14 protein-coding genes are annotated in these 15,951 nt (G+C 56.5%); 7 read left to right on the plus strand and 7 right to left on the minus strand.

Annotated elements, in window-relative coordinates; all coding sequences use genetic code 11:
* Positions 1-53: 53 nt before the first annotated feature.
* Positions 54-815: a hypothetical protein gene (locus ACN0WW_RS14285; protein WP_417613535.1), complete on the minus strand. Its 762-nt coding sequence runs from the start codon at positions 813-815 to the stop codon at positions 54-56.
* Positions 816-944: 129 nt separating this feature from the next.
* Here ACN0WW_RS14285 and ACN0WW_RS14290 point away from each other — a divergent pair, with 129 nt between their 5' ends.
* Positions 945-1,442: a helix-turn-helix transcriptional regulator gene (locus ACN0WW_RS14290; protein ID WP_417613536.1), complete on the plus strand. Its 498-nt coding sequence runs from the start codon at positions 945-947 to the stop codon at positions 1,440-1,442.
* 69 nt (positions 1,443-1,511) lie between these two features.
* Positions 1,512-3,863: a patatin-like protein gene (locus ACN0WW_RS14295; protein ID WP_417613537.1), complete on the plus strand. Its 2,352-nt coding sequence runs from the start codon at positions 1,512-1,514 to the stop codon at positions 3,861-3,863.
* Here the strand turns inward: ACN0WW_RS14295 and ACN0WW_RS14300 are convergent, their stop codons facing one another.
* The 3 genes from ACN0WW_RS14300 to ACN0WW_RS14310 form a co-directional block, all read right to left on the minus strand.
* Positions 3,864-4,829, minus strand: coding sequence for an MBL fold metallo-hydrolase (locus ACN0WW_RS14300; protein ID WP_417613538.1), 966 nt, complete (start codon positions 4,827-4,829; stop codon positions 3,864-3,866).
* A 95-nt stretch (positions 4,830-4,924) separates the two neighbouring features.
* Complete coding sequence (locus ACN0WW_RS14305) at positions 4,925-5,530, minus strand: DUF6445 family protein (protein ID WP_417613539.1); 606 nt, start codon at positions 5,528-5,530, stop codon at positions 4,925-4,927.
* A gap of 278 nt (positions 5,531-5,808) precedes the next feature.
* The gene (locus ACN0WW_RS14310) at positions 5,809-6,327 is read right to left on the minus strand and encodes a MarR family winged helix-turn-helix transcriptional regulator (protein WP_417613540.1); all 519 of its coding nucleotides are present in this window, start codon (positions 6,325-6,327) and stop codon (positions 5,809-5,811) included.
* Positions 6,328-6,643: 316 nt separating this feature from the next.
* Here ACN0WW_RS14310 and ACN0WW_RS14315 point away from each other — a divergent pair, with 316 nt between their 5' ends.
* From ACN0WW_RS14315 to ACN0WW_RS14325, 3 genes are read left to right on the plus strand one after another with little or no spacing between them, the layout of a single operon-like run.
* Positions 6,644-7,873, plus strand: coding sequence for a cytochrome P450 (locus ACN0WW_RS14315; RefSeq protein ID WP_417613541.1), 1,230 nt, complete (start codon positions 6,644-6,646; stop codon positions 7,871-7,873).
* Between the two features lie 54 nt (positions 7,874-7,927).
* A complete protein-coding gene (locus ACN0WW_RS14320) occupies positions 7,928-10,339 on the plus strand; it encodes a TonB-dependent receptor (protein ID WP_417613542.1) in 2,412 nt (803 codons plus the stop codon).
* A 40-nt stretch (positions 10,340-10,379) separates the two neighbouring features.
* Entirely contained in the window at positions 10,380-10,775 is a 396-nt protein-coding gene (locus ACN0WW_RS14325; RefSeq protein WP_417613543.1) for a nuclear transport factor 2 family protein, read from the plus strand.
* 15 nt (positions 10,776-10,790) lie between these two features.
* Here the strand turns inward: ACN0WW_RS14325 and dnaJ are convergent, their stop codons facing one another.
* Together dnaJ and dnaK are read right to left on the minus strand one after the other, a co-directional pair.
* Positions 10,791-11,942: a molecular chaperone DnaJ gene (gene dnaJ, locus ACN0WW_RS14330; RefSeq protein ID WP_417613582.1), complete on the minus strand. Its 1,152-nt coding sequence runs from the start codon at positions 11,940-11,942 to the stop codon at positions 10,791-10,793.
* Positions 11,943-12,047: 105 nt separating this feature from the next.
* Complete coding sequence (dnaK, locus tag ACN0WW_RS14335; protein WP_417613544.1) at positions 12,048-13,994, minus strand: molecular chaperone DnaK; 1,947 nt, start codon at positions 13,992-13,994, stop codon at positions 12,048-12,050.
* Between the two features lie 191 nt (positions 13,995-14,185).
* Between dnaK and ACN0WW_RS14340 the strand changes: the two genes are divergently transcribed.
* Complete coding sequence (locus ACN0WW_RS14340; RefSeq protein ID WP_417613545.1) at positions 14,186-14,635, plus strand: copper chaperone PCu(A)C; 450 nt, start codon at positions 14,186-14,188, stop codon at positions 14,633-14,635.
* Positions 14,636-14,647: 12 nt separating this feature from the next.
* Positions 14,648-15,097: a vgr related protein gene (locus tag ACN0WW_RS14345; protein WP_417613546.1), complete on the plus strand. Its 450-nt coding sequence runs from the start codon at positions 14,648-14,650 to the stop codon at positions 15,095-15,097.
* A gap of 75 nt (positions 15,098-15,172) precedes the next feature.
* On the opposite strand, the gene ACN0WW_RS14350 is transcribed toward ACN0WW_RS14345, so the two are convergent.
* On the minus strand, positions 15,173-15,847 hold the full coding sequence (locus ACN0WW_RS14350) for an OmpW/AlkL family protein (RefSeq protein WP_417613547.1): 675 nt from the start codon (positions 15,845-15,847) through the stop codon (positions 15,173-15,175).
* Positions 15,848-15,951 lie beyond the last annotated feature (104 nt).

The following is a 15,951-nucleotide window of genomic DNA, read 5'->3' on the forward strand; positions in this document are numbered from 1 at the left end:
TGGCTTCGGACCGCTTCTGAGCAGTTATACCCTAGGGCATCGGAGCAGACGCTCTAGTGCGCGTGATCGCTGGCTCCTGCTCTTTGCGGCAATATCCAAACCAGTGCGATAATCGCTACGCCCAGAACGAGCGAAGCTCCCGTGCGACTGAGTTCCAAACCGCCCTGGGCGAGCGGCTTGTCCAGAAAATCGCCGACGACCGCACCAAGTGGACGGGTCAGAATGAACGCCATCCAGAACAGATATGCACGGCTGATCTTGGTCCGATAGTAAGCCAGCGCGACCAGAGCCAACGCGACGCTAAAGATAATCGCTGCACCAAGATAGCCAAGCGATCCGTCGGCGACCCAGTCGCCAAGAGCGGTGCCGAGGGTCTGCGAAAAGGTGATGGTCAGCCAGTAATAGATTTCTGCGCGCGGTTCGTGCACCGATGCGACCGAGATTGATCCCAGCGCACGATACCATGTAAACAGCGAGATCAGCACGAGCCCCAGCAGCAACAGGGATCCGCCGGGATAGCCTATACCCAGTGACCGGGTCGCATAATCGGCCATCGTCGTTCCTGCTGTAGTCGACGCTATAATCGTCGCCCAGTAAAGCGCCGGATGAAATTTTGAAGCGCGTATCTGCCACAGGACGAGAATTGCCAGCAGCGTGGCAAAGATAGCTGTTCCTACCAAATAGCCCAGATTGAGCGACATGCTCACCATGTCGCCTGCCGTCTCGCCAAAGGTCGTTGCCAGTATCTTGATGATCCAGAAACCCAGCGTGATCGCTGGAACCTTGCTGAGGCCGTTCGTTTGTGATGTCGTCATAGAGTATTTTCCGCCTTGAGTAAGATGGCCGGGTGGGTCCACATGTGAGGGGAACTAGTGCGCCAACGGTATATTCCCTATAAGCAGACGCTTAAAACAGGGGAGCTAAGCGAAAGTGCTATCGAATCCATGCAGATAAAAACTGAGCGTTTCGGACCCAATCGAGAGTTGATCATAGCGATAGCCATCGTAGTACTGCAGGCTGTGGCTGCGATTTTCTTTCTGGTAGACAGTGTTGAGGACATCATGCTGCAGCTCGGAGCGGGCATCGGTTTTTCGGTCATTCTTGAATGTCTGGTGGCGCTTGCGTTGGTCGCGGGCGTCGTGATGGGGGCGAGGCACACGCGCCGGCTGATAGCTGAGGTACAGCGACGCGAAGGCGCGCTGGCGGTGGCCAGAGGAGCGCTGGCGGACGTCCTCGAACTCCGTTTCTCGGAATGGCGATTGTCGGCCGGCGAAGCCGAGGTGGCGCTGTTTGCTATCAAGGGCTGCTCGGTCGCCGAGATCGCGCAATTGCGGAACACCGCCACTGGCACGGTCCGATCCCAACTGAGCCAGATATATGCCAAGGCCGGAGTGACGAGCCAGTCGATGCTGACATCGTTGTTCATCGACGAGCTGCTCTAAGCGCAGCTCTTGTGGCAGCTGCGCGCATTCCGCCTTGCACCCTCACACCCATCCTGTAGTTAAAAGACCATGCGGCAGAAAGAACTCAGACTGGCCTTGATCTGTTATGGCGGTGTCAGTCTCGCCATCTATATGCACGGCATCACCAAGGAAATCTGGAAGGTGGCGCAGGCGAGCCGGGATTTTCATGACGGCGTCCGGGTCGATCAGTGCAGCCGGGGCATCTATTATGACATATTGGAATGGCTGGAGCGGGAAACCGGAACGAGACTGCGCGTGCTGCCGGACATTATCTCCGGTGCAAGCGCGGGGGGAATCAACGGTATATTTCTGTCTCAGGCGATACTCTCTGGCCAGTCGCTCGACCCGCTGACCGATTTGTGGCTCGACACCGCTGACGTCGACCGCTTGCTGGACCCGGATGCCCGGCCGCTATCGCGTTTCTCCAAATTCTGGGCAGAGCCGATCGCCTGGCTGGCACTGGGCCGCAAAGGCGGCGCGGTCGAACAGACCGTATCGAAGGAAGCGCGCGACGAAGTAAAGATGAAACTCTCCCGCTTCGTGCGCGCCCGGTGGTTCGCCCCGCCGTTTGGCGGAAAAGTGTTCAGCGGCCTGATCTGGGATGCGCTGGCCGCAGTCCGCGCGACCGAGCGCGGGCCGCGCCTGCTTCCGCCCGGACAGCCGCTCGATCTGTTTGTCACGGTAACCGATTTCGTCGGCCATCCGGAAAAGCTGCAACTACACAGTCCGCCGGAAGCACTCGAAATGGAACACCGTATTACCATCGGTTTCACGACGAGAGGCAAACGAGACGACGCGATTGCTGATCCTGCAGCACTGACCTTCGCCGGGCGCGCTACCGCGAGTTTCCCGGGTGCTTTCCCACCATTCACAGTCCGGGAGCTGGACGAGCTTTTGGACGATCGTGAATATGTCTGGGAAGGCCGCTCCGCGTTTCTGAAGCGGGTATTGCCCAATCAGTTCCGCGCCGGGACAGCAGAGGACACCGTGCTTATTGACGGATCGGTGCTCGCCAACGCGCCATTTACCCAAGCGATCGAAGCCTTGAAAAACCGGCCGGCGAAGCGGGAGGTCGACCGACGATTTGTCTATATCGACCCCCGGCCCGATCTCGACGTAGCCAAAAGCGACAAGGCGCTACAGCGTCTGCAAGCCGCGCAGGAAGCCGAAGATGAGTCTCTTCCCGGTTTCTTTTCCACGATTTTCGGCGCGATCTCCAATATTCCTCGCGAGCAACCGATCCGCGACAGTCTCACCGCGATTGCCGGGCGGTCCAACCGGATCATCCAGATGCGGCTGATCACCGAGAATTTGCGTGGTGAAGTGGAACAAAATGTCGAAAGCCTGTTCGGGCGCACGTTTTTCCTCGACCGGCCAACCGCAGCCAGGGTTGCCGCCTGGCGCCGGAAGTCGCGCGACAAGGCAGCCAAGTTGGCAGGCTTTTCCTACAGCGCTTACGGGCACCTCAAGCTTGCAACGGTGATCGAGGATATTGCGAACACGGCAAGGCGGGCCAAAGCGGATCCCAACGCGCATAATCATCCCGGTTTGCGCAACGCGCTTTGGACCGAGATACGCCAGCTCGGGATTGACACGATCGGGCAGAAAGGCGGCGGTCCGGCAAAGCTCGCCGCGGATTTCTTCCGGGAGCATGATCTGGGCTACCGGGTGCGCCGGCTGCGCTTTCTCGCCCGGCAATTGGCCGAAGACCTCGACCGCGCCGCCCCCGAAGATTACGAAGTGATGGAAGCGATGCACGACGTTATCTATGACTGCCTTTCTCTCTATATCGAACGGGAAACGGTCGACTATCTCGGCGATGATTTCGCCAACTTTGCCGAGCTCGCCGAAGAGCGCCCCGGACCCATGCTGGAGGCGCTGGCCAAGGCCCGCGATCTGGCAACGGTCGACGCAATTGTCGATGCAAAGCTTGCCGGGGCGCTGGCGGTCATACCGAAGGCAGAGAAGCGATCCATGCTGCTCGCGTTCCTCGGATTTCCGTTTTACGATATCGCCACTCTGCCGCTGCTGCAGGGCGAAGGTCTCGATGAGTTTGACCCGATCAAAGTCGACCGGATCTCTCCCGAAGATGCTAGAACGATCCGCAAAGGCGGGGTTGCAGCGACGTTAAAAGGCATTGAATTCAATAACTTTGGAGCCTTTTTCAGCCGGACGTATCGGGAGAACGACTATCTTTGGGGCCGCTTGCACGGTGCGGAGCGGATGATCGATATCATCTTCTCCACCCTGCCCCAGTCCAAGCGACCGGACGACGAAGCGATGCTGGCGTTCAAGAAAACCATCTTCCGGAAAATTGTCGACGAAGAGGAACCGCGCCTCACCAAGGTCGGGCCGCTGATCGCCTCTCTCCGCGAAGAGATCGAGAATGCCACGCTCTAGTTAGTGCGCATGATCTTCGTTGTGATCGTCGGTGTGGTGTTCGCTATGGGCAGGCTTTTCCAGACTCTTGTAGACCGCCTCGACAAAGGCATCGCCCTTGATGAATGCATCGGGATTGACGTCCCATTGCGCCGCCGGCTTCATCGCCTGCACCTGCTCCAGTGACTTGCCCTCACCTTGGGCTTTTTCAACCGCTTCAATGACCGTTTTCAGCATGTCGCGATAGGCAATCAGGTCGGCCTTTGTCGCCATCGGGCCGTGGCCGGGAATGATTTTCGTATCATCGTCGACCATGGCCAGCACCTTGTCCGCCGCCGCCAGCATGCCGCGGGCATTGCCGCCGCTGTTCAGGTCGATGAAGGGCAGAGTGACCTTGTGGAAAAACAGATCCCCCATGTGCACGACATTGGCGTTCTTCCAAAAGACGATGCTGTCGCCATCCGTATGGGCGTGCTTCATATGTTTGACCTGCACTTCATCGCCATTGAGGTGCAGCTTGATGCCATCGTGATATGTCACTGTCGGCAAGGCCTTGACCGGCGATGCGGGATCATTGCCGTTTCCGGATTTCTGGATACCCTGCATCCGCTCGCGGACATGATCATGGGCCATGATCAGAGCGCCGGCCTCGCCGAAATTCTCATTGCCGCCACTGTGATCGCCATGCCAGTGGGTGTTAATCAGATATTTGACCGGCTCCGCACCGAGATCGGCGATAGCGGCCTGTATTTTTGGCGTCAGCGGCGCATATTGATCGTCGATCAAAACGGTGCCATCCGGACCATAGGAAATGCCGATATTGCCACCGGCACCGAACAGTACGGCAATCCCGTCAGCCAGTGGCTCGGCTTTGATCTCAACTGTAGCAAAGCGATCCGCTTCCTGAGCCAGGCTCTCGCTACCGGCTGACAAAGCCAGAGGGGAAGCGGCGAACAGCAGCAAAGCGAAAGTTCTGGATATCGGCATCGACGGGTCTCCTGTTGTTTATCGATCGGCCTGACGCTGGCCAGCGCCGAAACGGCTTTATTTCGTGGCAGCATATCATCGATGGGCGGGCGCTGCTATCCCTTGGCAAAAAACATCAGGTTAACCAAACGCCCGTCCTGCGCCGTTTTCCCGAAAGACTGCCCGCTATTGTGAAACAGCCACGGGCTGAAAAGGATCAGCCGGTTAAAGCGCATCGGGACGGTCATCACCTTTGTCCACCGGGCCGGGTGGTTGGTGTCCTTGTTGACGACGTCTTCAATCAAGGCATTGATGTCGTTGTAGCCCGCTTGGTGAATTCCTGGCAGATCCATGGGGATGCGTTCGAGTCCGGTCCGCTTGTGCCGAAAGAACTCGGTCCCGCCTTTGCAATGCTCGGGCAGCGAAAGATAGAGGATGCCGGAATAGAAAGCCGGGTCGATATGGACGCCACTCCGGCCCTTGTCGCCTTTCAGGGTGACCCGACAATGGAGATGACTGGTATTGGGCGCAGCCTTGACCGGAGCGTTGATGATGCCGGAGATCCGCTCGTTCAGCCCCTGAATTTCGAGCGGCCTGGTCGAGATATGGCCCGGATAATTGCCATGCTTGTGGTCCGGATCATAATTGAGCGCGAGCGCAGCATTGCGTGCCGCGAGGGGGTCGGCGATGAAATCATCGAGAATCAGTAGCGACGGCAGCATCAGAAAGCTGGCACGCGAAGGCCTGCCATTCCGTTCATGTTCGGCGCCCTTTTATTGATGAACTTGACAATCTTTACAGGGTTAAGAAACAAATCTCCTGGCTCAGCTGATTTACGCAAAGTGACCTCCAACCTACTGGCAATGGGGATAAAATCTGGAAAGAAAAACATATTGTACATTGTCGGACCTTATCATGATACGGGTGGTGTAGGACATCATTTAATCATCAGCGCCTAGCGAGCTTACGCCTTCGCGTCCCCAGCCCACAACTTTTTGCTTCAGCCTTTTTGACCGGTAAAGCCGCCTTCAACGATCGCCCCGACCCTGCTCATGAATTCCATGCCATTCGCGATTTCCTCATCGGTCAGTTCGTTGGATATCAGTTCGATGAAAGCCTCTGTCCTTTCCATCATTTCATTTACGGTCATCTGCCCCTTCTTGGTCAGCCGGATTATTTTTTCACGGGCCGATTCCTTGCTTTCCCTGATGGAAATCAGATTCAGGTCCTTGTCCGCCATAGCGCGCAGCACTTTGGAGATCGCCGGACTGCCGAGTTCATACCACTCGCCAATCAACCGTTCGATGGTTTTCCGACGAATGGTATGACCACCCTCTCCTTTCGAATGGATGATCCACAAGATCACCGTTTGATGTCGGGTCAGATCCGGCCCGCTCAATTGTTTCTCGACCGCCATACCGACCGAATAATGAAAGGGATAAAATAGCTTGAGGAAATTTTGTGGAGCCGTTTCCCGTTGTATCGGATAGTCTATGCCGAAATCAGATTGCTGTTTCACTCGAAACTCCATCATTGGGCTATTGGCCCCGCCTCACCGTCCGTGAATCGATAGAATAGATGAACCAATATCTAGCGAAAGTCTAATCATCAACACTGATGGCTTTCGCAATCTTCGCTGGTCGCCTGATATTTCAGCCCTTGAAACAGCAAGTCGACCGGTGCGCGATACTGATTTTTTCTTATTTTAATCAAAGGGTTAATTTCACCATCCACCTGACCGCTCGAGATCAGTTGACAAATTTATTTTCCGATTCTTATTATGTCCTACGGACACTATGTCCTAATGACATATAAATTTCGAGGATTGAGGATAGATGAAACCCGCGTTTAGCGTCGACCAATTGAACCGTCCGGAGGTGATCCGGAACCCCTATCCCTATTATGATTTGCTGCGCGACCAGTCCCCGGTTTTCGGCTATCGCGATTATCCGCCCGGAACGATGCCAGGCGTCGATGAGCCGAAACCATCCTGGGTAGTGTTGAATTTTGATCACGTGGCCGCTGTTGCCTGGGATCACGAAAGTTTCTCTTCACGAGACAGCCTGCAGGAAGAGTCTTCGGCCCCTTCCCTGATGCTGGTTAATCATGATCGGCCCGAACACACGCGGCTCCGCAAAATTGCCGCAAAAGTTTTTCAGCCGTCTTCAATCAAATCGCTGACCCCGGCAGTTGATGAACTGGTTGCCGCCTGTATGGACGATTTCTTTGTCACGGATCAGCCAGTGGACGTGATGGCAGATTATTGTGCGATGTTGCCCAGCAGAGTGATGGCCTTTCTGTTCGGCATGCCAGCCAATATGGACCGGGATGTGCGCAACTGGGCGACTGCTTTCATGCTTTCCGCCGATATCAGTCCGGCAGAACGCCAAGCCCATAATGTCGAAGCAATGGCTTTCTTTGAGCGCCATGTGAAAGAGAATATGGCCCGTATAGCGGACGGTGAGGACGCACCGGGGCCGTTGCTTAATGCGTTCATTCGCACCGAGGTGGACGGCGACAGCCTGTCCTATGACGAAATCGTCCGGTTTTGCATGACCGCAACGGTTGCCGGTGCAGAGACAACATCCTTCTATCTCGGCAATCTGATCGCCGTGTTCGCAGATTTTCCAGACATCTGGCAGTCTTTTGTCAAGGACCCGACACTGTTCGATGCGATCTACAAGGAAACGCTGCGATTTCACGGTCCGCCGCAACGGCTATTTCGGGTCGCCACCCGGGACATCAGAATTGGCTCTGCCGACATCAAGCGCGGCGACTGGGTAGCCTGTTTTTTTGGGGCAGCCAATTACGATCCCGAAGCGTTTCCCGATCCCTATGCATTCCGGTTGCACCGCGAGAATGCCAGCCGTCATATGAGCTTCGGCTATGGCATCCATCGCTGCCTGGGGGCGCCGCTTGCGCAACTAGAGTCCGAGTCCACCGCGCGTATGCTGCGGCAACGATACAGCGAGATTCAACGCACAGGCGAAGCGGTCTGGCAGGATGTCAGCCTGCTGAACCACGGCCTGGCCAGTAACCCGGTGATTTTCCGCGCACCAGATTAGCAGAAATAATCAAAAAACAACGGTGAAACAAATCGCCGAACGAGGGAGGAAATAATGAACATTCGGAACACCAAGCAGGCGGTGCTGGCAACTGCCAGCCTCCTCGCGCTTATGGCATCGCCAGCGCCGCTATACGCTCAACAAACGGACGACGAGCAAGCAGAGGAGAATAGCGGCGATGTTATAATTGTCACCGCGAACCGCCGCGCAGAATCGATACAGGACGCCCCGATATCGATTACCGCTTTCGGTGGCGATGAACTCGCCAACCGGTCGATTACCTCAATCGAGCAAGTCGGAGCGGTTGCCCCCGGTGTGCAGATTGCAACCTATCAGGGTGACACCTCGATTTTCATCCGTGGTATCGGCACGCCGACAATCATCGCCGGAACCGACAGCTCAACCGCGACTTACATTGATGGCGTCTATATCAGTCGCCCGGCTGCCATCGGGCCCCTGTTTTTCGATATCGATAGAATCGAGGTGCTACGCGGGCCTCAGGGCACGCTCTATGGCCGTAACGCAACAGGCGGAGCGGTGAATATCGTCACCCGGCGTCCGTCAGATATTCTGGAAGGCAATCTGCAACTGACGGTCGGCAACTATGATCGTTTTCGGTTGGCTGGTGCATTAAGCGGGCCGCTGAGTGATTCGATCCGCGCGCGACTGGCGTTCCAGTGGGAGGATCGGGACGGCTATGCGACCGTCACCCGGCCCGACAACAGCACCGAAAAGGTCGAAGACAAGGAGGATTATTCCGTCCGGCTCACCGTGGAAGCCGATCTTTCTCCCGATGCCATGTTGACCCTCACCGGCGACTATTACCGCGCGGATGACAAGGCCAATGCCTATTTCTTTGCGAGCGCCGGTTATGCCGACGAAATTCCGGGCTGGTACGGCACGCGCGAGGGATCACAGACGCTGCCCTATTTCGCGATGAAAAATGCGGGCCGCGTATCCGCGCCGGCTTCCCGAAATATTTATGCCGACGTGCCCTATTTCAACAAGGTCGAGAACTGGGGTCTTGGGGCGACGCTGAACTGGGATATTTCCGATTATAATCTGAAAGTCATCGGCAGTTACCGGGACACCAACCCAGTTTCACAGAATGAATTTGATCTGTCCGATGCCTATGTCAACTATGTGGGACGTGAGGAAGACCACTGGCAATGGAGCGGCGAAGTGCAGCTCAGTTCGCCGGTCGACAAGCCGTTTTCCTGGATCGCGGGCGCCTATTATTTCGAAGAACGCAATATCATCGACAATGATATTTTCGGCAATTTCTGGGAACCGATCCTGATCCAGGGTTTTCTCGATCTGCAGGCGGCTGGCGTGCTGCCAACGTTTCCCGTGGTATTTCCGGACTCCGACCTGTGCTGTGAGCTGCATCTTAGCGGCGAACAGGATACCAAGGCCTGGGCCGCCTATCTCGATACCCAGTGGGAGGTGTCTGACCAGCTGACCGTGCGGCTGGGCGGCCGCTACAGCGAAGAGCGGCGCGACGGGCGGCAGAATTTTGACCTGGTGATGCTGCCGGACATGCGGATTGCCCCGAACACCACTTTCTTTCCGAACGCGATCAGCGAGGACCGGGCGACGGCGCAGCCCGATCCGTTCGGCTTCATCGTCGCACCGGTCAATGGGCCAACGACCTTCAGCGCCTTCACCCCGAAACTGGGCATAGATTTCAAGCCAACCGACGATGTGCTGCTCTACGCCTCCGTGCAGCGCGGTTTCAAAAGCGGTGGTTACAATATCGGTAGCAGCCAGCGTGATCCTTTCGAACCGGAGAAAATCTGGTCTTACGAAATTGGTGTCAGAAGCGAGCTGCTCGACCGGGCATTGCTGCTCAACGCATCCGCCTTCTGGTATGATTATACCAACCTGCAGGCGCAGGACAGCGTCGGCAACCAGCCCATTATCCGCAACGTCGGCAAAGCACGGGTGCGCGGTTTCGAGGTGGAAACGGTGGCCAGGCCGACCGACTTTTTCAAACTGGAGGGCGCACTCACCTATGTCGATGCGAAATTTACCGAAGGACAGCTGACCGAACCCTTGCGCCCTGCCCCGCTTACGCAGGCCCCTGGCACGCTGCTGCGTGATCTGGACGGATTGCGACTGCCGCGGGCACCGCGCTGGAAGTTCAGCCTGGCCGGCCAGGTGGAGCAACCGGTGGGTGACGCGGGCCGGGTGACGGCTCGCGCCGAATATCACTGGCAGAGCAAGATTTACTTCACCGTGTTCAATATCGATGCTGCCTCGCAGGAGAGTTACGGCCTGCTACGCGCCAGTCTGGGCTTTACCAGCGCCGATGACCGCTGGAATGTCCGGCTGTTCGGTGACAATCTGACCGGTAAAACCTATTTCACCAACCAGATACTGACCGGTACCGTCTACGGGGCGGAATTCGTCGGTCCGCTTGGTGCGCCGCGTACCTATGGCATCGACGTCGGGTATAAATTCTGATGCGAACCAGCACTAAATTCCAGGAAAAGGGAGACCGTCAATGATCGCTCCGATTGATGTTACGAAAAATGTTTTTGCTGCCTTTGGCGCCCATGATGTGGATGGCATTGTCCAATGGCTGCACCCCGATGTCCGGATCGAATTTTACGGCCCCGAGATCATTCCCTATGCAGGCATGTATGATGGACTGGAACAGGCGCGCGTTTTTTTTGAGACCGTGCTGTCATCGGTCGACATTCACCAGTTCGATCCCGAAGAATTTATCTGCGAGGGCAACAAGGTCGTGGTCACCGGCCATTTGCGCCTCACCGCTCGCGCCACGGGCAAACAGATTGAATCGGACTTCGTCCATGTCATCACGGTGGCGGACGAAAAGTGGCTGCTGTTCCGGGATTTTATGAATACCGTGGAAGCCGCGACGGCTTTTTCTTCATAGCCTTCGCGGCCGGATTTACTCGGTCAGGTCTTCCCAGGCATCCTTGAGCTTGCCGAAAAAGCCGGTCGAATTGGGAGTCTCGTCACCGGTCTCCGTGGCCTGGAAATCGCGCAGAAGTTGCCGCTGCTGTTTCGATAATCTGGTCGGCGTTTCCACTTCAATCTGGACCACCATATCGCCGTTGCCGCGGCCGCGGAGCACCGGCATGCCGGCGCCGCGCTGATGGATCTGCTTACCGCTCTGTATTCCAGCCGGAATCCGGATCGCATGCTTTTCACCATCAAGGCCGGGAATGGTAATCTCGCCGCCGAGGGCCGCCAGCGTGAAGCTGATCGGCGCGCGGGTGAACAGCGTCGTGCCTTCGCGCTCAAAAATATTGTGCCGGATCAGGTGAATGAAAATATAGAGATCGCCGGGAGGTGCGCCGCGTGCACCTGCTTCGCCCTTGCCGGGCAGCCGGATCCTGGTGCCGGTATCCACGCCAGCCGGAATTTCGACTTCCAGCATCTGCGGCTTGTCCACCCGGCCCTCGCCGTAGCAAACATGACAAGGGCTTTCGATCACTTCGCCGCGGCCCTGACAGCTGGTGCAGGTGCGTTCGACGACGAAGAAACCCTGCTGGGCGCGCACTTTGCCATGCCCGTGACAGGTGGTACAGCGCTGGACGCCAGTGCCCGGCTCGGCTCCGGAGCCGTCGCACTCGTCGCAGGCTACGGATACGTCAATTTCAATTTCCGTGTGCTTGCCATGATAGGCTTCTTCCAGGGTGATTTCCATGTCGAAGCGCAGATCCGCTCCGCGTGCCGGGCCACGCTGTTGCTGCTGACCGCCAAAGCCGCCGCCAGCGCCACCGCCGAAGATCGTTTCAAAAATATCGCCAATGTCGTTGAACGCTGCGCCGCCAAATCCGCCGCCGCCGGCATTGTTGCCGCCGCCGCTGGTGAAGGCCGCATGCCCGTAGCGATCATAGGCTGCACGCTTCTGCGGGTCTTTTAACACGTCATACGCTTCGCTGATCGACTTGAACTTGGCTTCAGCAGCGGCGTCGCCAGGATTCTTGTCCGGGTGCCATTGCATTGCCAGTTTGCGATAGGAAGATTTCAGTGTCGCGCCATCACAATCGCGCGAAACGTTGAGTTGCTCATAATAGTCGATTTCGGATGCCATACTCATGCTTCCCCCAAAGCGAGAAGATCGTCGTCCCGGCGCAGACCGGTGCCACTGGACCTAAATCCAGCAGCACCAATCTGCGCACGGGCGACGGTCCAATATTTACTCAGCCGCCTTGGCGTCATCTTTCTTGTCTTCGTCCGAGTCATCGACTTCGGAGAATTCTGCGTCGACAACATCGTCGTCAGCAGCCTTGGCTGCTGCGTCTGCCGCCGCCGCATCACCGGCGTCACCGCCAGCGGCCTGTTCGGCTTCATAGATCTTCTGACCCATTTGCATGGAAACTTGGGCAAGCGCTTCGGACTTGGTCTTCATCGCTTCCGGATCGCCACTTTCGATGGCTTCCTTGGTTTCCTTGACCGCCGCCTCGATCTGGCCTTTCAGATCGGCGTCAATCTTGTCGCCATGCTCTTCCAGCTGCTTCTCGGTGGTGTGGACAAGGCTTTCGGCGTTGTTCTTGGCTTCCGCCTCGGCCCGCCGCTTCTTGTCTTCATCCGCAAATTTCTCCGCGTCCTGAACCATCTGGTCGATATCGCTATCGCTCAGACCGCCGGAAGCCTGGATCTTGATCTGCTGTTCCTTGCCGGTGCCCTTGTCCTTCGCAGACACGTTGACGATGCCGTTCGCATCAATATCGAAGGTCACGTCGATCTGTGGCACGCCGCGCGGTGCAGGCGGAATGCCAACCAGATCGAACTGGCCAAGCATCTTGTTGTCCGCCGCCATTTCACGCTCGCCTTGGAACACGCGGATCGTCACCGCCTGCTGGTTGTCGTCAGCAGTCGAATAGACCTGCGATTTCTTCGTCGGGATCGTGGTGTTGCGATCGATCATGCGCGTGAACACGCCGCCGAGCGTTTCAATACCCAGCGACAAGGGAGTCACGTCGAGCAGCAGAACATCCTTGACGTCGCCCTGCAACACGCCAGCCTGAATGGCAGCGCCCATGGCCACAACTTCGTCCGGATTGACGCCGACATGCGGTTCCTTGCCGAAGAATTTCTGCACGGTTTCGCGCACCAGCGGCATACGGGTCATGCCGCCAACCATCACGACATCATCAATTTCCTTGGCTTCAACGCCAGCGTCCTTGAGTGCCTTTTTGCAAGGATCAAGAGTCCGTTTGACGAGGTCGCCAACCAGCTTTTCCAGATCGGAGCGGCTGATCGTCTTGACCAGATGCTTTGGTCCGTTCTGGTCTGCGGTGATGAACGGCAGGTTGATTTCGGTCGTCTGTGCGCTGGACAGCTCGATCTTCGCCTTTTCAGCCGCTTCCTTGAGCCGCTGCAGCGCGAGCTTGTCCTTGGTCAGGTCGATGCTTTCGGCCTTCTTGAAGTCTTCCGCGAGGAATTCGACCAGTTTGGCATCGAAATCTTCACCGCCGAGGAACGTGTCGCCGTTGGTCGATTTGACTTCGAACACTCCGTCACCGATTTCGAGGATCGAAATATCGAACGTACCGCCACCAAGGTCATAAACTGCAATGGTTTTGCCTTCGGCCTTGTCGAGACCATAGGCCAGCGCCGCAGCGGTTGGCTCGTTGATGATCCGCAATACTTCGAGACCGGCGATCTTGCCGGCGTCCTTCGTTGCCTGACGCTGCGCGTCATTAAAATAGGCAGGGGTGGTGATCACGGCCTGTGTCACGGTTTCGCCAAGATAGGCTTCGGCCGTTTCTTTCATTTTCTGCAACGTATAGGCTGAAATCTGGGACGGGCTGTAATCGTCGCCACCGGCTTTCACCCAGGCGTCGCCATTCGAGCCCTTGACGATCTGATAGGGAACCAGTTCCATATCCTTTTTCGTCATCGGATCATCGAACCGGCGACCGATCAAACGCTTCACGGCAAAAATAGTGCTCTCCGGATTGGTGACTGCCTGACGCTTGGCCGGCTGACCGATCAGACGTTCACCATCCTTGGTGAAGGCAACAACCGACGGAGTGGTCCGTGCGCCTTCCGCATTCTCAATGACTTTTGGCTTGCCGCCATCCATAACGGCAACACAACTGTTTGTGGTGCCCAGATCAATTCCGATAACTTTACCCATAATTCCCTCAATCAATTTTCTAACATTAGCAAAATTGCCGCCCGGCCCTGTTCAGTCGGCACCGTTACGGCTTCGTCAAGCGATATAGGTGGCATTTTTCTTGGCACAAGGCGTGAGACCCCCTACATTTGAAAAATCAACGCAAAACGCCCATATCAGGGTGGATTTGCAAGGATTTACGAGGTGTCACAATGAACAAAATCTCCATCACACTGGCCGCATCCACAGCCCTTTTGCTCGCGTCTTGCGGCCAGGGCGACGTGCTCTATGCGGACCACGCGGTCGTCAATCTGTCGCCGGTCGAAGGCAATCCTTCGGCAGGCTATATGGACCTCCATGGCGGCCCGGTCGACACCGCGTTAGTCGGGGTCACTTCTGACGACGTGCTTCGTATGGAGATGCACGAGACCACCGAAAAGGATGGGGTGATGAGCATGGAAAAGCTCAAGTCGATCGCGGTTCCGGCAGGCAAGACGGTGAAGCTGGAGCCCGGTGGGAAGCATCTGATGATCTGGGGCGTTGGTGCCGGGTCAAAAAAACGCGGGCTGCTGAAAATGACGCTGATCTATTCCAACGACGAGCGGATCGAAATTGATGCCGTCGTCAGAAAGGCTGGCGACGCCGCGCCAGCTGCCGAATAACAAGATCTCCTGGTGACCGGCCGCGCGCTAACAAAATCCGAGATAGCACTGTGCCAATCGGTGTTCGGATCAGCAATCGACTATGCGGACGTGACGATATTCAATCGCAAGTGGTGGCCGTTCCAGAACCGCCGCGTCACGATGGCACCGGATGGCAATCTGTGGTTTCATCCCGAAAGCAATCTGTTCTGCGATGATTTTTGCGGATCGGCGCGCAACGTCCAGGCGCTGTTCATTCACGAGATGGTCCATGTGTGGCAACATCAGCAGGGTGTTTTCCTGCCTCTGGCACGCCACCCCTTCTGCCGATATGACTATCAGTTGATACGCGGAAAGAGATTTGCTGATTATGGTATTGAACAGCAAGCGGAAATTGTCAGCCATCACTTCCTGTTGCAGAATGGTGCGAGACTGAAGAATGGCTATGGACTCGAGGATTATCGGGGATTGCTACCCTTTTGACCAAGATGAAAACAGAAAAAAGGGCCGGTTCGCGCTGCGATCCGGCCCCTTTTTTCACCAATGTTTGCCGCTCACCTAGAAGCGATAGGCCAGTCCCGCGCTGATGACCCACGGATCAATCCGGTGTCGGGTCCGCAAGACTTCGGTAGCGCCAGCATACCAACGGGCCGTCGTTTTCACGAAGTAACGCTTGGCATCGACACTGAGCCCGAGACCCTTGTCATTGATTGGCAGATCGAAGCCAGCCTGCAAGGCAAAGCCGACCTTGTCATTCATCTTTTGCCGCGTTGCGCCCAGCGCCTTCGCCGTGGCTCCGGGTTTTTCATCGATAAAGATGAAATAGGTTGGTCCAGCGCCAACATAGGGCTTGAACCCGGAACCCGTGACCAGGTGATATTTTGCGGTTAGGGTGGCAGGAACGATATTGGCATTGGAAACCAGCCCCGCGCCGCTCAGCGGCCCCGTGCCTGTTACATCATGCTGGGTGACGCAACAGATCGTTTCCAGCGAAATATTCGGAGTGAAGAAATATTCGGCGGCGATGGTCGGGACGAAATTGTCATCCGCCTCGGTCTGCGTACCAGCCGGCAAGCCGATATTGTCCAGTTCGACCGACGTGATTTTACCATCGGGTGCAACCAGAGTGCCCAGCACTTTGACCTGGATCTTGCCATCGCCGGAGCCCGCTACAGCCGCTCCACTCATTGCCAATGATGCCGCCGCAACGGCCAATTTCAAAGTATTTTTCATAAGATCAGTCTCTGTTTGGTTGGTATCAACTTCTGACCGGAGCCACTAACTCCACCGTCAAGGCGCGGACATACGCAATATCCCTTAGAAGGGTCAGAGCATCA

It is taken from the genome of Parasphingorhabdus sp. (genome assembly GCF_048269865.1).
In the GTDB taxonomy this organism is placed as follows: domain Bacteria; phylum Pseudomonadota; class Alphaproteobacteria; order Sphingomonadales; family Sphingomonadaceae; genus Parasphingorhabdus.